Origin of the sequence: Helicobacter pylori, assembly GCF_014497725.1 — a bacterium.
Classification (GTDB): domain Bacteria; phylum Campylobacterota; class Campylobacteria; order Campylobacterales; family Helicobacteraceae; genus Helicobacter; species Helicobacter pylori_DE.
In genome coordinates, this window is the sequence record NZ_JACTGF010000002.1 from 32,169 (window position 1) to 52,449 (window position 20,281).

The following is a 20,281-nucleotide window of genomic DNA, read 5'->3' on the forward strand; positions in this document are numbered from 1 at the left end:
TCGCTTAATTGAGCCAAAACCCTTAAAATCTTTAGCCTTGATAGGCTTTTATGGCTTTTTCTAAAACCTTAATCGCGCTCTCTTTGTTTTCAAACCCCTTGACTTTCACCCATTTATTAGGCTCTAAATCCTTGTAAGTTTCAAAAAAATGTTTGATTTTATCTAAAGTGTGTTTGGATAAATCATCAATATCCTTGACATAGGAATGCGTGGGATCAATCTTATCTATGGGTAGAGCGATTAGTTTTTCATCCATTCCGCTTTCATCTTCCATGTTCAACACCCCAACCAAGCGCGCTTTCACCACGCTTCCGGCTTGAAAAGCCACATCGCTTAAAACCAGTGCATCTACAGGGTCGCCATCAGATCCTAAAGTGTTAGGCACAAAGCCGTAATTTGCGGGGTAATTTTGCGCCCCATAAAGCACCCTATCCACCATTAAAGCCCCGCTTTCTTTATCCAATTCATACTTGATATTAGAATGCTTGGATATTTCAATCACCACGCACAAAGAATCAGCGTCATGGCTCACTTCTAATTGGTCTAAATTCATTGCAATCTCCTTTGAATAAAAAGACTTATTCTAACATAAAGCCCGCCCTTTTTAAACTTCTTTAGGGGTTTTTAAAGGAGCGTATCGTCTGCTGTATTTGTGAAAGGCTTTTAAGCACTTTTGAGCGTTGAATTTATGATAAAAAAGATTATCAAAATAGGATTTTCTAGGGGGTTTTAATGAAATGTCAGGCTTTTTTGCATTTTGAATGGTGCTATTGAAAGCATGCTTGTTTAAAGAAATAGGGCAGGGCAAATAGGTAAAATTAGCCACATCATGGTAAGTGGGGTTGTTCATAAACATATCCACCGGCTCTATGATTTTAAAACGCTCTGTGGCTTCTATAAAGGTTTTAGCGCCCTTAGGCGTGAGGTAGTAGCCTGCCGTAGTGGCCACATACACGCTGGTGAGGTAAAAATGCTCTAAAAAAAAGGCTTCTTTTTCACTATCAGCGCGAGATTCCCAAAAAGTCTCTTTGATGTTTACCTCTTTTGCCAATAAGGATTCGTATTTTCCTGTGAGTTCATCGTATTTTCCTGTGAGTTCATCGTATTTTCCTGTGAGTTCATCGTATTTTCCTGTGAGTTCATCGTATTTTCCTGTGAGTTCATCGTATTTTCCTGTGAGTTCATCGTATTTTCCTGTGAGTTCATCGTATTTTCCTGTGAGTTCATCGTATTTTCCTGTGAGTTCATCGTATTTTCCTGTGAGTTCATCGTATTTTCCTGTGAGTTTCTTATACACTTCTGTCCGAGCTAAAATATTTCCAATGAAGTGGTTGAGCTTTCTTTTAATTTTTTTAAAAACCACTTGGTTAAAAGAGATTTTTTGGGGCGCTATTTTGCAAGGCTCAGATAGTCCTTTAGGGTCTTGTTGCGTTTCAATAATAGAGTCTTGTTGCACATCTTGTGCGGAATTGGGGGGGGGGGGTAACTTCATAATTTTCAATAGGCGCTTCAGGTGCTTCAGTTTCTGTATAGATAGGGAGAGAGTGCAAATTGGTTTTATGGCCTCCCCAATAATGCCCATAGAGTCTCACAAAATCAAAAGGGCTTTTCAAGCAATCTTCTAGGGCTTGCATGAAATTAGACTCTAACGCTACATCATCTTCTAAAATAACGACCGGTTGGTTTAATTTAACGCATTCTTTCCATAAAAGATAATGGCTTAAATAGCATCCAAATTCTTGGGGCAATAATTCTTGATAACAATAATCAGAATGGAACCAATCGGATTTTAACAAACTTGAAGAATCATAAAGCTCTTGAATAAATTTTTCAAAATCTTGATGTTTGGGGCTAATAGCGTCAAAGATTTGAAAAACACAACGGCCTTTAAATTTTTCATTGGATTCTAAAACGAGTTTTTCAGTGCCCAAACGCCTTTGACTTTCTTTTAAAGAAATGATATAAACTTGTGTCAAATGAACTCCTGAATATGCATTCTACCATAAAATTTCTTTTTAAACCTCTTTAGGGGTTTTTAAAGGAGCGTATTGTTTGCTGTATTGTTGAAAGGCATTCAAGCGTTTTTTGGCATTCAAGCTATAATAAAAAAGATTCTTAAAAGTTGATTTTTTAGGCGGAAAGGGGCAAGATTTCAAGCTCTTTTTTTGGGGCTTTTGAATGGTGCTGTCTAAAGAATGCTCGCTTAAAGAAACAGGGCAAGGCACATAAGTCAGATTCGCCACATCATGATAAGCAGAATTATCCATAAACATATCCACCGGCTCTATGATTTTAAAACGCTCCGTGGCTTCTATAAAAGTTTTAGCGCTCTTAGGGGTTAAGTAATAACCGGCTGTAGAAGCCACATACACGCTGGTGAGGTAAAAATGCTCTAAAAAAAAGGCTTCTTTTTCATGCGTTGCGTAATAGCTTTTTTGTATTTTTTTGAGAATATAGTGGATGACTTTATGGGTAGAAAGATTTAAAAATCTAGAAACATCAAAAAATTTTTTAAATTTTTCTAAAATAGGGTTATTTTTAAAAGGATAATCAAAGGGAGGAAATACAAATTCTTTGGGTAAAACATGGAATTTTGTCTCGTGGTAATACCAATAGCACCCATAGAGTCTCACAAAATCAAAAGGGCTTTTCAAGCAATCTTCTAAAGCTTGCATGAAATTAGACTCTAAGGCTACATCATCTTCTAAAATGACGACCGGTTGGTTTAATTTGACGCATTCTTTCCACAAAAGATAATGGCTTAAATAGCACCCTAATTCAGGCAAAGTCAAACCAGCGCCAACATAAGAATGATACCAATCAGATTGCAATAAACTTTGAGCGTCATAAAGCTCTTGAAGTAATTTTTCAAAATCTTCGTGTTTAGGGCTAATAGCGTCAAAGATCTGAAAAACGCAACGGCCTTTAAACTTTTCATTGGATTCTAAAACGAGTTTTTCAGTATCCAAACGCCTTTGACTTTCTTTTAAAGAAATGATATAGACACCAATCACAGATCATTCTCTTTGGAACGCATTTTAATTCGCAAAAGACAAAATATATTTTTGCATTTCATTCACGATTTCTTCAATACTCCTCTCCCCATTGATCGCTTTATACACCTTCTTATTCTTGTAGAAGTTTTGGATTTCAGCTAAGGGATCTAAAAACACCCGCATGCGGTTATGAAACACCCTTTCATTATCATCAGCCCCCCTAGAGCGCCCTAAAACCCTTTCTTTAGCGGTGTTTTCACTCACTTCTACTTCAATCACGCTTTTTAAGATCACTTCGTTTTGAGCGTTCAATTCCTTATCCAAAGCCTGCATTTGTTCCACGCTCCTAGGATAGCCATCAATTAAAATGATCCCTTTACTAGAACTTTTAATCGCTGAAAGGATCGTTTCTACCACAATTTCTAAAGGCACTAATTCGCCTTGAGAAGTGAATTTCTCAATCAATAAGCCTCGCTCGGTCTTTTTAGCGCTCTCAGCCCTGAGTAAATCCCCAGTAGAAAAATGAGCGATTGTTTCGCTGTTATTCTTAGCGATAAGCTCTGCGTCAGTGGTTTTACCACTCCCTGGGGCTCCAATAATCAAAAATAGTTGTTTCATATCATATCCTTTTAAATTATTTTCTTAAACGAATGTGTAATTCTCTTAGCTGCTCTTCATTAATGGGGCTAGGTGCATCAGTCAATAAGCATGAAGCTTTTTGCGTTTTAGGGAAAGCGATCACGTCTCTAATGCTATTGGATTTAGTCATTAGCATGATCAAGCGATCAAAGCCTATCGCAAAGCCCCCATGAGGAGGAGCGCCAAACTTTAACGCTTCTAGCAAAAAGCCAAATTTCTTTTGCGCTTCTTCTTCGTTGATATTGATTTTTTCAAAGACTTTTTTTTGCATTTCTTCTTTATGAATCCTTATGCTCCCCCCACCAAGCTCCACGCCATTAAGCACCACATCATACGCATGCGCCTCAATCTCTTCTATGTCTTCGCATTCTATATTTTTAGGCATCGTAAAAGGGTGGTGTGCAGCATGATAGCCGTTTTCGGTTTTTTCAAACATGGGGAAATGGACTACCCATAAGAAATTCAAAGCGTCTTTATCAATCAAATCAAGCGTTTCAGCCACCTTCAAGCGCAAGCGTCCCATGTAGTCTAACACGATTTTTTTATCTCCCGCTCCAAAAAAGACAATATCCCCAACTTGCGCATCAGTCCTTTCTAAAATATTCTTAAGCCCCTTTTCGCTCAAAAATTTAACTAAAGGCCCTTTAATCCCATCTTCTTTAATCTGCAAATACGCTAAGCCTTGAGCCCCAAACTGGCGCACAAATTCTTCTAATTCTTTTAAAACGCTGCGGCTAAAAATGACATCAGCCCCCTTAACGTTCAAAGCTTTGATGCGTTTGTTTTTAGGATCTTTTGCGATATTAGAAAAAATAGCGTTTGAGCTGTCCATAAAGCAATCCCCCACTTCTATTAAAGGCAATTCAAAGCGTAAATCCGGCTTATCGCTCCCATAATTTTCCATCGCTTCCTTATAAGGCATGCGTTTAAAAGGTTTAGAAATAGTATGCCCAATCGCTTTAAAAATCTCTTGCAACAAATCTTCCACCACGCCCATCACATCATTTTCACTACAAAAGCTCATTTCCGCATCAATTTGCGTGAATTCCGGCTGCCTGTCCGCCCTCAAATCTTCATCTCTAAAGCAACGAGCGATTTGAAAATACCTGTCCATTCCCCCCACCATTAAGAGCTGTTTGAACAATTGCGGGCTTTGGGGGAGCGCAAAAAATTCGCCCTCATGCACCCTGCTTGGCACTAAATAATCCCTAGCCCCCTCAGGCGTGGTTTTAGACAAAATAGGGGTTTCAATCTCTAAAAAACCCTTTTGGGCTAGAGTGTTACGAGTAATTAAAGCCACTTCGCTGCGCAATTTAAAGATTTCATAAGAATTAGGAGAGCGCAAATCCAAATAGCGGTATTTCAAGCGCAAATCCTCATTCACATGTTTGTTGCCAATTTCAATCGGTGGGGTAGCGCTTTTATTTTCAATGACTAACTCTTCTAAAACGATTTCAATTTTACCGGTCTTTAGTTTAAGGTTTTCTAGCCCAGCACCCCTTAAACGCACTCTTCCTTTAGCCACTAGCACAAATTCGCTCCTGACTTCTAAAGCCTTTTCATAAGCCTTAGAGCTAGGATCACAGACTAATTGCACTAAACCGCTTTTATCCCTTAAATCAATAAAAACCACGCCTCCATGGTCTCTATAAGTGTTACACCACCCGGCCACTTTGATGATTTTACCCACATCTTTTTCACTAATTTCTGTGCAAAAATGACTTCGCATGTTTTATCCCTTTAAATTAAAACAAAAATTAAATTTATGAAAGCGTTTTTTTAAGCATTTCATGGATTTCAAGAATGTTAGATTTTACCACAAAACCATCCGCTTCTAAAGATTGGGCTAATTGGCGGTTAGAATCGCTGCTCATAGACGAATTGATAATCACAGGAAGATGCTCAGTTCTATGATCAGCTTTAATGGTTTTTAACACTTCAAACCCTGAAATGTTAGGCATTTCTAAATCCGTAATGACCACGCCGACTTGTTGGTAATGTTCTTTTTCATACAAATAATCCAATAATTCCTTTCCGTTTGGAAAGGCTAAATAACGCAATTCTAAAGTTTGAACGATCTTTTCTAGGGTTTTAAGAGCGCTTAAAGAATCTTCAGCGATTAAAATGAGTTTTTGGCTTTGAATGGCTTCTATGCAACGCAAAGTCAAATCGTCTAAATCCTTCAAGCTAGGGAAAACATCGCTTACCATTTTTTCCACATCTAAGATCTGCACCACTCGTTGTTCATCAAAACGAGCGATAGCGCTAAGCTTACCCTCTTCATTAATGCCTTGTTTGTCCCCGGCGCTAATCTCATTCCAATTTTTATGAATAATCCTTTCAATTTTTAAAACCTTTAGAGCGATGGAATGGTTAGAAAAATGGCACACGATCACCAAATTATGGTCATCTTTAACGCTGTATTCTTTTAAATCACGACTCGGATCATTGGCGTTATAATGCAACCACCTTTTCACATCCACTAAAGGAATGGATTCGCCCCTAACGCTAAGAAACCCAAGCATCACGCCATCGCTCCCTCCAAGAATCTCTGTAATCTCCCCATCATAATGGATAATTTCTCGGATCTTAAAAATATTCATGCCATAAAGTTGGGCGTCTTTTTCTGCATCTAATCTAAAGCACAGAAATTGCGCTTCGTTGTTTAAGTGCAACGAAGTCGTTTTGTCAATGTCTCTTACCACCTATTTTCCCCTAAAGCCCTATCAAAGATTAAATGTTATAATACTACCCTAATTTAGTTTAAAAGGTTTTTAATGATAAAAAGCCAAAAAGAGTATTTAGAAAGAATTGAATATTTAAACACCCTATCGCACCATTATTACAACCTTGATGAGTCAATCGTAAGCGATGCAGTCTATGATGAACTTTACCAAGAATTAAAAGCTTATGAAGAAGAAAACCCTAATCGCATTCAGGCTAACTCCCCTACCCAAAAAGTGGGGGCTACTGCCACCAATGAGTTCAGTAAAAACCCCCATTTAATGCGGATGTGGAGCTTAGATGATGTGTTCAATCAAAGTGAATTGCAAGCGTGGTTGCAACGCATTTTAAAAGTTTATCCTAGCGCTTCGTTCGTGTGTTCGCCCAAACTTGATGGGGTTTCACTCAATCTTTTGTATCACCATGGCAAGCTAATAAAGGCGACCACTAGGGGTAACGGATTAGAAGGAGAACTCGTTACTACAAACGCCAAACACATCGCTAATATCCCCCATTTTATCGCTTATAGTGGAGGAATAGAAATCAGGGGCGAGGTGATCATTGCTAAAACCGATTTTGACGCTTTAAACAAAGAGCGCCTAAACGCTAACGAACCCCTATTCGCTAACCCTAGAAATGCCGCATCAGGGAGTTTAAGACAGCTTGATAGTAAAATCACTAAAAAGCGCAAATTGCAATTCATCCCTTGGGGCGTGGGCAAGCATTCTTTGAATTTCCTAAGCTTTAAGGAATGTTTGGATTTTATTGTTTCACTGGGTTTTAGCGCTATTCAATACTTAAGCTTGAACAAAAACCACCAAGAAATAGAAGAAAATTACCACACCCTAATTAGAGAAAGGGAGAGCTTTTTCGCCCTTTTAGACGGCATGGTGATCGTTGTGGATGAATTGGGTATTCAAAAGGAGCTAGGCTACACGCAAAAATCCCCTAAATTCGCTTGCGCTTATAAATTCCCGGCTCTAGAAAAACACACCAAAATTGTAGGAGTCATCAACCAAGTGGGGCGCAGCGGGGCGATCACACCAGTCGCTCTCTTAGAGCCTGTAGAAATCGCTGGAGCTATGATTAATAGAGCGACCTTACACAATTATTCTGAAATTGAAAAAAAGAATATCATGCTCAATGATAAAGTGGTCGTCATTAGAAGCGGCGATGTGATCCCTAAAATCATCAAACCTTTAGAATCTTATAGAGACGGCTCGCAACATAAAATTGAACGCCCCAAAGTTTGCCCTATATGTTCGCATGAGCTTTTATGCGAAGAGATTTTTACTTATTGTCAAAACCTTAATTGCCCGGCAAGATTAAAAGAAAGCTTGATTCATTTCGCTTCTAAAGACGCTTTAAACATTCAAGGCTTGGGCGATAAAGTCATAGAGCAACTTTTTGAAGAAAAACTCATTTTTAACGCCCTGGATTTGTATGCTTTAAAATTGGAAGATTTAATGCGGCTAGACAAATTCAAAATCAAAAAAGCTCAAAATCTGTTAGACGCTATCCAAAAGAGCAAAAACCCTCCCTTATGGCGTTTGATCAACGCTTTAGGGATTGAGCATATTGGTAAAGGAGCGAGTAAAACGCTAGCCAAATACGGCTTAAACGTGTTAGAAAAAAGCGAAGCCGAGTTTTTGGAAATGGAAGGCTTTGGGGTGGAAATGGCACGCTCTTTAGTCAATTTTTATGCGAGCAATCAGGAATTTATCCGATCGTTATTTGAATTGTTAAACCCTAAAAGTAGCGATACGGCTGAAGAAAAGCAAAAAAGCTCTTCTGTTTTCAGCAATAAAACGATTGTTTTAACCGGCACGCTTTCTAAACCACGGCAAGAATACGCTCAAATGTTAGAAAATTTAGGGGCAAAAATTGCTTCAAGCGTGAGCACTAAAACCGATTTTTTAATCGTTGGAGAAAACGCCGGCTCAAAACTCGCTCTAGCACAAAAACATGGCGTGAGCGTTTTGAATGAAGAAGAATTGTTAAAACGCCTTAAGGAATTGGATTAAAATTAAAATCAAATACCCGGTTAAATTCTAAAGAAAAATTCCAATTTTCATTCTTAATGAATTTACTCACAAAATCCTATTTTATAGTAGAATGCGAAAAATAAAGACATTTTAAGGAGCAATGATGGAACACCATAAAGTGCACACAACCGTTCAGGCTTTACAAGCCAAACGCAAAAGGTTGCTAACCGAATTAGCCGAGTTAGAAGCAGAAATAAAGGTGAGCAGCGAACGAAGGAGCAGTTTTAACGTTTCGCTTTCGCCGAGCTTGTTAGCCGAAATAGAAGAGATAGAATACGAAGAAAAAACAAGTAAAGAGCGAAGAATCAATCACAGCGTTTTGCTTTCGCCCAGTTTTATGGCTAAAGTGGATGAATACATGAAAGAGAAAGGTTTTCCTAATCGATCGCTTCTCTTTGAAAAAGCGTTGGAGTTTTATATGCTAAAACACCCATAAACCAATAGCAGGCAAAAAACGAGAGGATATTTAGGGTTTTGATAATAAGAAATCAAAAGCTCCGTTTCTCTAGCTTTTTAGGGTCCTTCTTATTTAAAGCCTTGACTTTGTCTATTTTTAGAGTTGAAATGCTTTTTAAAATCGTTCCACTCGCTTAAATCGTGTCTGTCAGTAACGCTTTTAGCTTATTTTAACAAATATCAGTTATTTTTTAGTAACACTACGCTCAATAAAACCATCATTTGAATATAATAACCCTGAATGGGATTTTAAATCATTTCTATATAAGGGGATTTTATGATTTCTAACATCAGCATACACCCAAAAACCATGTTTAAAAACGCTTTAAATATACAAGATTTTTCATTTAAAAGTCATACTAGTACAGCCATTATTGGCACAAATGGTGCTGGAAAATCAACGCTTATCAACACTATTCTAAGCATTAGATCAGACTATAATTTTAAAGCACAAAACAATAATATTCCATACCACGACAATGTTATACCACAACGCAAGCAATTGGGAGTTGTCTCTAACCTATTCAACTACCCACCTGGATTAAACGCAAACGACCTTTTTAAATTCTATCAATTTTTTCACAAAAACTGCACTCCAAATCTATTTGAAAAAAATCTTTTGAATAAAACCTACGAACACCTAAGCGATGGACAAAAACAGCACTTAAAGATTGACTTAGCTCTTAGCCACCACCCCCAATTAATTATTATGGATGAACCAGAAACCAGTTTAGAGCAAAACGCTCTTATAAGACTATCAAATCTCATAAACTTGCGTAATACCCAACAACTTACAAGTATCATCGCCACTCATGATCCTATTGTCTTAGATAGTTGCGAATGGGTATTGTTCCTTAAGAATGGCAACATTGCTCAATACAAACCTTTAAATTCTATATTAAAATCTGTAGCTAAAACTTTTAACTTTAAAGAAAAACCAACCACAAAAGACTTATTAGCATTACTAAAGGATATTTAGTGGGAGCAATTCTATCTATCCTAAAACTTGAAATCAAATCTTATCTCACCAATACAAGCGCGCTATTTTGGACTTTTATTTATCCTATTTTAATGCTCCTATTACTAATTTTTGTTTTTTCAAAAAATACCACTGAAATTTTTTACTTTAATAACATTATAGGTCTAATGGGACTTCTTATTATTTCTAGCGCGATCTTTGGTCTCACACAAGCTATAACAAGCTTGAGAATCGCATAATATATTCTTGTTCTACATGCTATCACCAGCAACTTTCAAACAAATAACTCTAGCATTAATCGCTTCAAGACTAATCGTTGTAATCCTATATGCTTTTATCTTTATTGTTCTCTCTTTTTATGCGCTCAATATCATCACTATTCTTAATTTTCAAGCGCTTATTTTGGGGTTTGTTAGTGTTTTTTCAAGCGCATTGTTTTGTTTTTGCTTGGCCATTTTTGTAGCTAGAATTTTTCAAAACGAACAAAGCATCTTAGGATTTTGTAATATCATCAATCTCTATGCGCTAATGTCTTGTAATGTTTTTGTTCCTTTAGAATACCTACCTAATATTGGTCAATTATTTATCAAAACATCTATTTTTTACTACCTTAATCAACTTCTAATCAAAGCTTTTCAAGGGATTGATACTATACTGGTTTTAGCAACTTCAACATTTTTCATTATTGGTGGCATTATTTTATTTTTACTAAGCGCTAATCGCATGTTACTAACACCAAAAGAACGCATGCGTTAAATCCTTAATCCCACCATTTATCAATTGTTTAATGGCTCAAAAAAGGGGTAAGCCCCAACCCCTTAAAACGCTAAACGCATTCCAATATTTCCGGTAATATTGATCATTTTGTAGTCCAATCCAAACCTAGCCCCCACCCCAGCGTTCGCATAAAAGCTTTTAAACAACCTCACTTCCCCGCCCGTAGTGATGCTCGCAAAGGTGTTGTAAAGCTCGCCTTTTCTGTAACTCAAAGTGTTGTTGCCAATGAAACGCACCAATTTATCCCCCATAGATCGCACCAATAGATCCCTGCCAATGCCGCCAATCGCATAAAAATAAGAGTTTGTGTTAAAATAATGGCGGTTCTCCAAAGCAAGATCAATCGTTAAAACGGATTTTTTAGACGGATCGGCGTTCGCTTTAAACTGGTTATAGAGCGCGTTATGCATCACCCCTTCTAAACCGGTCATGCCAATATAGTAATACCTTAAACCAATTTGAGGTTTTAAAATGATGCTTTTATTTTTAAACATGAAATCATACCCGTAATTAACTTTTGCGTTCGTCGTCCATGTGTTGTAATTATAAGATTGGTTGATCATAGAGAGTAAAGTGTCGTTGGAGCTGATTTGGGTTTTATTAGCCCCCCAAGTTTCATTAACGCTAAAGGTCAGCTCGCTCTTTTTAATGAAAGCCCTCGCATACAAGCCCACATCTACATTATCGGATTTAGAATTAGTGATGCGTTTATAAAACCCGCTATACCCATAAGCCGCATACCCTCCAACAATCACACCCTTAATGAATCTGTCATAGCCCACATTGACACCATAGAGCGTTCCTGTGCCATTTTCCACAAAGCTCACGCCCCCAACGCCGGTTGCCCAAAGGTTGTTTTTTAATTTATTCCTTTGAGAGTATTTTAAAATCACATCCATCGCGTTAGGGATTGCATCAGCAAATCTTTGGTTTTTAAGACTGCTCAAGCGTTCGCTAAAATCCGTTGAATCAAAGGAAGCGAAATTAGAAAGCTTGGCTAGACGGCTCATTTGTTGCGTGTAAGTGTTGAGCTGCAAAGCATCGGTGGAATTGTTTTTAAGATTGGGTTTAGAAAGCATGCCTAAAGCGCTGTTCACATCTTCCATTAAAGTCACAATGTGTTTGGTGGGCGTGTCTTGCAAATAATAAGGAGCGAACAAGGGATTTCCCCCCTTAGCCATAAAAAGCGCATTCAGCCAATTGACAGCGTTAGGGTTAGCGGATTTGATCGCATTCAAACCAGCGCTGCCTTGAATGTATTTAATGTAATACTCCAAACTAGGGGCTTGAATGTTAATGGGTTTATCCGAAACGGTAACTTGAACTTTATCATAAAGGATAGATGAATACACCATTTGCCCTTGATTGTCTTTAAAGCTTACCACAGAACCCCCATCTTTAATATTGACCGGTTGGTTGTCATAGCTTAGTGAATCGCCGTTTAATTGCATGCGTTTGCCGTTAAAATCAATGAGGGTGTAAAGCTTGAGGTAATCGCTCAAGCTCCCTTGACGAATGATTTGATTGTCATAACCATAAAGCATGCGTTTAGCGTTAATAAGCGTGTAAGAACCCTGCTTAAGCTGGGTGTTTAAGTTGATTAGAGTCTGGTTGTTATAAGACATGATCATAGAATTGCCAGTCACGCTTAATATCGTTTTATCAGTTGGACGCTTGAGATTGAAAGTCAATGACCCTTCGCTCTTGAAATCCCCTCCCACATCCAAACCATTTTCATTCGTGCTAAAAGTTGCACCCTTGGCCACATTGAAATTACCGCTGATACTAACCCTGTAATTAGAATTGTTGTTAAAGGCGTTATTCACGATCAAGTTATTCGCCCTCAAAAGAGCGTTTGGCCCTAAATCCAAAGTCCCGATAGTCGTATTTTGTAAGACTTTTGAAAAATCCACTAATCCATTAGCTTTAATGGTTCCTAAGAAAGCGAAATTATTCGCATTCACTTCCAGCGTTTCATCGGTTGGAGCGCTTGTGTTTGAAGGATTGGCTTTTTTCTCGCCCATACAATTTAAAACATTCACGCAAATCTGCCCTTTTTGGACGCTAATGTCATTTCGTGGTGCATTGAGCGTTAAGCCGTTGGTAGCGTTTAAAGTGTCTAGGGAAATATTAGAAAAAGTTTTAGAAATCAATGAAAGCCTGCCCTGATACTGCGTGAAATTGATCGTATTTTTCCCGTTAAAAATAATGGACTTGCCCGCTACAAAATTCAATTCCCCCCCTGTGGCGTTACTGAATGAGCTGTTATTGATAAACACATAATCTTTAGCTAAGAAATTAAAATTCCCTTTTTGCCAAAGGTTGTGCAAGCCTTTAGGTTTGAGTAAAGAGCCCATGCCTAATTGTTTCAACTCATCTTGTAAGGATTTAGGCAGTATGGATCCCAAACCTTGATGATAAACGCCTCCAAAGCCCTTATCAGCGATGATTTTATTGATCATTTGCCCTAAAACTTGATTGCTCATGATTTTATTCACTACGCCATCGCCTAATAAATCGTTTAACGCTTTTTCGCCTATGCTAGAAATGGTGTTAGTTAGCTCTTCGCTAGGGTTAGTGATGCTATTTAAAGCGATATTCACTAACACGCTCAAATCCTGCGGGCCGAGCCAAGAAATGAGCTTATTGATTAAGGGGGCTTGATTGATCATTTGATTGAGAATATCCCCAAAGGTCGTTTTATCCAAGAAACTCTGTAAGTCTTTAGCATCAGCGTTAGAACCTATTTTATCAAGGGCTTGATTTAAGCCTCCAGGCACAAAATTATTGGCAAAAGAACTCAAGCTTTGCTTGCCATACCAGTTATTGATGAAATTCTCTACATTTTCAATCCCTAAAGTTTTAACGATGAATTTTTCAAACCCTGAAGAATGGGCTTGGATTTGCTCTAAAAGCATTTGATCAATTTCTTTTCTTTTTGCCGGATCCAATGCGTTTAAAAGCCCGTTTTCACCAAAAACATCGCCCACCGTTTTAGAATTTAAAATTTCCATGATCGCGTTTTTAAAAGCGCTCACGCCTAAGAGGTTATTCACTTCAGTAGGGCTAAGCAAAGAGCTTAAAGTCTTAGATCCCAAATCTTTAGGGATCATGTTGGCTAAATCTTTAGGGATAGCGTTATTATTCAAGCTTTCTTCATAAATAATATTAGAAAGTACATTCCCTAAGCCCTTTTCCCCAAAAAGCTTTTCAATGCCCTCTTTGCCCAAATAAGAAAAGATCTTATCAGTCCTTTGAGCGTCAATATTGGCTTGATTGAGCACTAAATTTGTCGCACTTTCAAAAGACACATTCGCGCTCCCCCCGCTCCCCCAAGCGTTCCCGCTGCCGATGGTTCCGGTAATGTAAATGTTTTTAGCCCTAAAATTAGCGTTAATGTAACCCAAATAAGGCGCGCTAGAATGGAGCAATTGCCCTAAATTAGTCTGCCTGAACATCTGGCAAGTGTTATCCCCAACCGCGCATGGATTTTTATACCCATCGCCCCCAAACCACACCACGCTATTCGTATTCGTTTGCCCTTCTTTGATCGCCCCCACAACGAGACTGCCTTGAGAAAAATGATAATTAGTCGTGTTAGAAAAATTATTGATGATCTTCAACAAACTCTTCCAATTCGCTTGGTTTAAAGTAATGCCATATTCTTTTAAGATACTAAAAATCGTTTCAAAGCTATCCGGGCTATTGAGATTGAGATTGTCTAAAGCCCCTGAAGCGATAAGCTTAGCCATTTTAGGCAAAAATTCCTTACCTAAATTAGCGATCACGCTTAAATCCTGCTTAGTGATAGCCTGATTATAGATGTGTAAGGCTCGTAAGGGTTGGTTTTGCGCATTATAAGTCCCGGGTATCTCATTATTCTTACCAAAGCCTTTGATACTGCTACTCAAATAATAAGTGCCGGCTTTATCGCTTGTGTGATTATAGGAATTCGCGCTTTCATCATAAGGGTTTTGTTGGTAATCATACAAGCTAGGAGCGAGATTGAACATCGCATTATTAGAAACGCCGTTTTGAGAGATCTGCACTTTCAAGCGGTTATTATGTAAGGTTTCGGTAATGGTTTCAGTCGTATTGAGCGGGTTAGTGAAGCTCCAAGAATGAACGCCGTTATTGAACGAGTAATCAGCCTTTTCAATCTGTATGCCATAAAAACGGATCTTTTCATAGCCGTTATTCCCCATTAAGCCGCTAATATTTTGGGCTTGCAACACGTCATAAACGGAAGTTTTTTTATCCCCTCCAAATAGATTCATATAAGACAGATTCAAAATCCCTTGAGATCCAAAACTAAAATTCTCTTTAGCGTTGATCGCTAGATTGTTACCGCTATTGCCTAAAAGGTTTAGAGCGCTGTTTAAAAGAACGCTTTGAAAATTCAAAGCACTGTTATTGCCTAAATCAAATGAAGCGTCTGCATTAAAAGTCGCCGAATGAGTGAAAGAAATTTGAGAATTATTAGCGTAGAAATTCACAGGGGCGTTAAAAACGCTGTTGCCATTGAAGTTCAATAAACTTGAGCCGTTGAGGTTGAAATTCGTTTCCCCTTCTACGCTAAGCGCATTAAAGCTCGCTTGAGAACTTTCAGCTAAATTCATCGTAGAGTTATTTTCAAAAGTGGAAGCCCCTTGGAAATTGATATGGATATTTTTAGCCCTTAAATTGAGCGTGGCTTGATTAAAATTCGTATTCCCTTTGAAATTAATAAGGCGCACAGAGTTGCCAAAATCAGGCGTTTTACCAAATAGTGGGATTCCATAAAAGGTTACATTAGCGTTATTGAAATTTGCTTGATTGAAGCTTAATTGAGCGTTAGGGTTCAAATTCAAATAAGACACCCCGTTAAAAGCGGTTGTGCCGTTAAAATTCGCCACGCTGTTGTTGTAAAAAGAAAGGCTTGAAGCGTTTTCTAAAGTCGTTTGGGTCTGATCCCCCCCAATATTGATAGCCGCATTGGGTTTGACTGAAAGCCTGGAATTATTGAAAGTAACATTCCCATTCAATGAAGACTGATTCACGTTTTTAGACACATCAATCACCATTTGAGTGTTATTGAAAATAATGTTATTAGCCTTCAAATCATAGCGAACGCCCCCTCCTAAAATGGAATTAGTGAAAATCAAATCCGTATTCGCAACCATGTTCACATACGACGAACCGCTTTCAGTCGCTCCGTTAATATTGGTCCAGCCGCTAAAAGTGGTGTTTTCAAAAACCATGCGCCCTGAATTAAAATTAAAGCCTCCCCATGTGAAATCCCTAAAGTTAGAATTTTTAATCTCCATAGAAAGCTTGGAATTAAAATTCGCCCATGAATGCTGGCTCGCGCTGGTTTGTAAGCCCATAGCCACGGTTTGGAAATTCGTGTAATTCAACCCGTCAGCGTTCAAGGTTTCATCAGCGTTAAAATTAATCGTTGCCCCACCGCCAGCGTTAGGGTTGCCGACATTAAAATTATTCGTTAAAAAGATATTAGTCGCGTTGAAATTGCCATGCAAATACAGCAAATTATTCTTACCAAACCAGATCGAGCCGCCATTGTTATTGGCTTTTTCTTGAGCGCTCCCTAAAAGCAAAGTCCCCACCACTGTAGCCCCAAAATTCAGCGACCATGCAAAAGCGCTAGAGCCGATAAGGTTTTGATTTTTATAAGGCGCGATATAGCACACCCCAACGCACACGGGGGTTTTTCCTGGAATGAAATCAAATTGCTTCCTCACCTGACTCCAAATATCCTTAGAATCATTATCTGTGTGAAAAAGTGAAGAATGGATAGTAAAATATTTATAGGTGATAGAGCCAGGATTAAAAGTTTCTTCAAAAACAAATTTTTGGCCGTTGCTTTGGGTGAATTGCACAAAATAAGTGTTTTTCTCCGTCCTTAATAAAGTCCCTCTCTCGCCACCATAATGGATCAAATCCCATAAATTTTTTGAAAAAACATTATCCGCTAAAGCTTGGTTATTGTATTTGATGCTATCCCCGCTTAAAAGCGTGTAAGTGGTTTTATCGGTCAAATTCCTTTCAATATTAAAAATACTATCATTTTCAATAGAGACTGATCCTTTAAGGCGGCTGAAAGGATCGCTGTTAATGAGTGTGTTTGTGCCTTTAAAAGTGGTGTTTTTAGTGTCATTAAACGAATAGCTACCGCCATTAAACGAGTTGTTGTTAAAAATTAGGTTTTGCACTTTTGCGTTGATGTTATAGGAATTGAAAGTGTTGTTTTCTAGGGTTAGGGAATTTCCGGCACTGTTTTCACCCCCTTTATAAATCAAGGTGCCGTTATCGCTAAAATTAACATTCTTAATCACGGCATTTCCGTTAGCACTAGCATTATCCACGCCAAAATTCCCCCCTCCACTCACAGACCCCCCATTAAAAGTAATACCACCCGCTTTAAGGTTAAAGCCTCCATGCGGTGTTTGGTTGCTAAAATTTGCGTTTGTTACATTCAAGTTGCCGTTATTGACAATGAAATTCATCCATGAATTTTGCAAACCGGCTTTATCGCTATTCAAATGAGCGTTAGCGATATTCAAACGCTTTTGAGCGTTAAACACTAAAGTCGCACCCCCACCGGTTTTAGCCCCATTACCAGAACGAATCGTGCCAGTAATGTCAATTTGATTGGCTTTAAAAACGCCTTGAATATAGCCCACTAGCCCCCATTCAGCCCCTGAAGTTTTCCCAAAACTCACCATGCTATTAGAAGTGGGATTCGCCCCAGCAAGAAAGGGGGTAGTTTGGTTGAACACTAAAACGCTGTTAGCACCGCTATAATCTTGCGTGAAAACGCCTGTGCCAGCGATCTTCCAAGTCGTCATGCCATTGAGATAGAACACGGTGTTACTGGCGTTGTTATTGACATTTTTGAGATTAAACACATCGTTATCAATATTCACGCAATGCGTATAACCTAGAGTGCATAAACGAGTGAGCGTGATCCCGTTATTAAAATTTTCTTTAATGTAGTAAGTCAAGCCGTTATCGGTGAAATGGACATTATAAATTTTAGCGCTGTTTGGCACGGTTTTATTTTCATCCACTAGCGTGCCGCTAGGATTTTCCCTGCTAGTCCAACGCAACATTTGATACAAAGCGTTATTGTTATCTTTATAATCCACGCTTTTAGCGCTGAGTAATTGATAAGTGGTGCCTACGCTTAGGCTACTCAAAAGCCCTTGCATGTTAAAAACAACGCCCTTATTGAAAGTGAAAGTTGTTTGAGCGCCATTTATTTTGAATTGACTATTCACATTAAAAGTGTCATCAGTAAAACTGACTTTAGGGGTATTATTGAAATTAAACACGCCCCCATTGAACGAGTTATGATTAAAATCCACTTGCTTGGCGTTAAAACTAAACGATCCGCCATTAAACGAGTTGTTATTAAAAGCGTCTGTTTGCTCTGCATGGTTGAAATTAAACGAACCGCCATTAAATTTGTCTTCATTAAAGGTGTTATTTGTGCCATCAAAAGAATAAGAAGCGTCATCTAAAACGGATTTTTCAATGGTGGTCTTGCCCTGAAACTTAAAATTCCCTGCTAAAAAGTTCGTGTTTTTAAAATGGTAAGAATTTTCAGCACCTTGAAATTTGTAATAAGCCTTGTTGAAATTCACGCTATCAAAAACGCCATTACCGGTAAAATCATACCCCCCACCTGTCCAGTCGTAAAAATCAGATTGAGAAACATTGATCTTACCACTCCCAGAGCTATCCCCTAAGGCGATAAAAGTCATGTAAGAGTTTTGCGAAGTGGTTTTTAGGTTTTTAAAAGTGGCTCCAGCGATATTGATTTCAGTCGCGCCCACAAAATTCAAAGTCGCCCCCCCACCGGTTTGAGCGCCATTACCAGACATCATGTTACCGGTGATATAAACCCTATCGGCTGTGAAAGTGCCGGTGATATAGCCCGTTTTCCCCCAATTGACTCCCTCATACCCCCCAAAACGCACCGTGCTGTTAGATTTAGGGATACTGCCATTAGCCCAAGGGGTCGTAGCGTTAAAGACTAAAGCGCTATTTTTCCCGCCATAGGTTTGAGCGAATCTCGCTTGCGTGTAATTCCAAGTGTTCAAGCCGTTGAGATAAAAAATCGCATCAGCCCTATCATCGTTAATATTTTTTAAATTAAAGACATTATCATGGATATTCACGCTATTGGTGTAATAGATATTATTCGCGCCATAATAAACGGATTGTAAAACAATGGAATTAGGGCTAAAAATTTGTCTGAAATGATAGAGCGTGCCGCCTAAATTGTAGGTTACATAGTAAGTGTGGGTGTTATTATTGGAAGTGGCGTTTTTGCTATTGTCTTTTGTGGCTTGCGTGTTTTTAAGCCTGATGATATTCCATAAATTATTCACATCATTATAAGTGATAGAGCCATTTTTCATGCTAAAGAGCGTGTAAGCGCTCCCTATGCTAGGCGTGTAATTTTGAATGTTAAAAATCGCATTAGGATTAATGGTAACTTTACCGGTCATATTGACAAAGGGTGAAGTGGGGTTGTTAATCGTGGTTGCGCCTTGAAAATTAACATGAGCATCAGGTCTATTAAAAACGAACCAACCCCCATTAAAGGTCAAATTATTAAAAGTAATATTATTTGCATTAAGAATGTAGGCGTTTCCTATAGTATTAGCGTTGCCATTAGGCATACTCCCTAAAATGCTGTTATTAAAAGTAACGCTATTGGCGTTAAGATTGAGTTTGTAATGATTGATATTAGAGTTAGTGAAAGTGATGCTCCCTCCAATACCATTCCCACCCTTATAAGTGAGCGCGCCATTATTATTGAAAGTTACTCCGCTAATGGTGGTTGCGCCATTGCTATCCACGTTATCAAAGCCAAAATTCCCACCATTGATTGTTCCGCCATTATAAGTGATCTTTCGCCCCATAACATTAAAGCCCCCATTAGGGGTTTGGTTGCCAAAATCCGTGTTTGTCAAATTCACGCCATTGTTGGAAATCAAATTGATCCAAGAAGTTTGTGTCCCAGCTCTGTTATTTTGAAAATAAGCCCCATTAGTGGTTAGTTCGTTTGAGCTTTCAAAAACCAGTATCGCCCCTCCGCCAGTTTTCCACTCATTACCTGAGCCAACAGCCCCTGTGATAAAAATGTCTTTTGCCTTAAAAACCCCTGTAATAAAACCGATATAGCCCTTTTCACCAAACCATATAGAAGAATGATTGGGCGTTGAAGAAGCGTTTTTTGTCCCTATGTATAATTGACTATTGTTATAATTTTGCGTGAAATTCCTATTCCCCCCAGCCCAAGTGCGTAAGGGGCTGACATAGTAGGATTTGTTGTTATTATTTTCATTCACGCTATTGAGCCAATACACTGAACTATTATAATCTTCAGCGCTCAAAGCCGAAACAAACCCTAGCCCTAAGAAGATTTTTTTGTTAAAAGATGCAGAAAGATTTGAATGCGTTTTTAAGGAGTAAATTGTCAAAGGCGAGTTTTTGATTTTGTATTTTTTAGCGATTTTCTTTTTAATGCCCTTAAAAGAGCGGTTTTTGCTAAAGCGTTCCTTTAAATCTATTTTGCCATTTCTATAAGTCATATTTTGAACCCTTTCATGTGATCATACTCGTTGTTATATTTTTTGATGCTATCCATCTAT

Annotated in this window: 11 protein-coding genes and 1 pseudogene; 4 read left to right on the plus strand and 8 right to left on the minus strand. The window is 38.4% G+C overall.

Annotated elements, in window-relative coordinates:
- Positions 1-31 precede the first annotated feature (31 nt).
- Genes ppa through H7N69_RS02145 form a run of 7 tightly spaced genes read right to left on the minus strand, consistent with a single transcriptional unit; the run spans position 32 to position 6,340 of the window.
- Positions 32-553, minus strand: coding sequence for an inorganic diphosphatase (gene ppa / locus H7N69_RS02115; RefSeq protein ID WP_001046997.1), 522 nt, complete (start codon positions 551-553; stop codon positions 32-34).
- A 51-nt stretch (positions 554-604) separates the two neighbouring features.
- Positions 605-1,492 carry a glycosyltransferase family 25 protein gene (locus H7N69_RS07850; RefSeq protein ID WP_232260171.1) on the minus strand — a complete coding sequence of 296 codons (888 nt, stop codon included), beginning with the start codon at positions 1,490-1,492 and terminating at the stop codon, positions 605-607.
- Positions 1,434-1,976: a glycosyltransferase family 25 protein gene (locus tag H7N69_RS02125; RefSeq protein ID WP_097683619.1), complete on the minus strand. Its 543-nt coding sequence runs from the start codon at positions 1,974-1,976 to the stop codon at positions 1,434-1,436. The genes H7N69_RS07850 and H7N69_RS02125 overlap by 59 nt, the downstream gene beginning before the upstream one ends.
- Positions 1,977-2,015: 39 nt before the next feature.
- Complete coding sequence (locus H7N69_RS02130; RefSeq protein ID WP_187884657.1) at positions 2,016-3,014, minus strand: glycosyltransferase family 25 protein; 999 nt, start codon at positions 3,012-3,014, stop codon at positions 2,016-2,018.
- A gap of 24 nt (positions 3,015-3,038) precedes the next feature.
- The gene (locus H7N69_RS02135) at positions 3,039-3,614 is read right to left on the minus strand and encodes an adenylate kinase (RefSeq protein WP_000811249.1); all 576 of its coding nucleotides are present in this window, start codon (positions 3,612-3,614) and stop codon (positions 3,039-3,041) included.
- Between the two features lie 16 nt (positions 3,615-3,630).
- A complete protein-coding gene (aspS, locus tag H7N69_RS02140; protein WP_187884658.1) occupies positions 3,631-5,364 on the minus strand; it encodes an aspartate--tRNA ligase in 1,734 nt (577 codons plus the stop codon).
- Positions 5,365-5,398: 34 nt separating this feature from the next.
- Complete coding sequence (locus tag H7N69_RS02145; protein ID WP_187884659.1) at positions 5,399-6,340, minus strand: chemotaxis protein CheW; 942 nt, start codon at positions 6,338-6,340, stop codon at positions 5,399-5,401.
- A 72-nt stretch (positions 6,341-6,412) separates the two neighbouring features.
- On the opposite strand from H7N69_RS02145, the gene ligA reads away from it, so the two are divergent.
- The 4 genes and pseudogenes from ligA to H7N69_RS02165 all read left to right on the plus strand — a co-directional run bounded on the left by ligA (position 6,413) and on the right by H7N69_RS02165 (position 10,595).
- On the plus strand, positions 6,413-8,383 hold the full coding sequence (gene ligA / locus H7N69_RS02150; RefSeq protein WP_187884660.1) for an NAD-dependent DNA ligase LigA: 1,971 nt from the start codon (positions 6,413-6,415) through the stop codon (positions 8,381-8,383).
- Between the two features lie 124 nt (positions 8,384-8,507).
- Complete coding sequence (locus H7N69_RS02155; protein ID WP_033583843.1) at positions 8,508-8,840, plus strand: hypothetical protein; 333 nt, start codon at positions 8,508-8,510, stop codon at positions 8,838-8,840.
- Between the two features lie 297 nt (positions 8,841-9,137).
- Complete coding sequence (locus tag H7N69_RS02160; protein ID WP_187884661.1) at positions 9,138-9,839, plus strand: ATP-binding cassette domain-containing protein; 702 nt, start codon at positions 9,138-9,140, stop codon at positions 9,837-9,839.
- Positions 9,839-10,595 (plus strand): annotated as a pseudogene (locus H7N69_RS02165) (ABC transporter permease). Before H7N69_RS02160 ends, H7N69_RS02165 begins: the two are co-directional and overlap by 1 nt.
- A gap of 62 nt (positions 10,596-10,657) precedes the next feature.
- Here H7N69_RS02165 and H7N69_RS02170 read toward each other — a convergent pair.
- Entirely contained in the window at positions 10,658-20,221 is a 9,564-nt protein-coding gene (locus H7N69_RS02170) for a vacuolating cytotoxin domain-containing protein (RefSeq protein ID WP_187884663.1), read from the minus strand.
- Positions 20,222-20,281 lie beyond the last annotated feature (60 nt).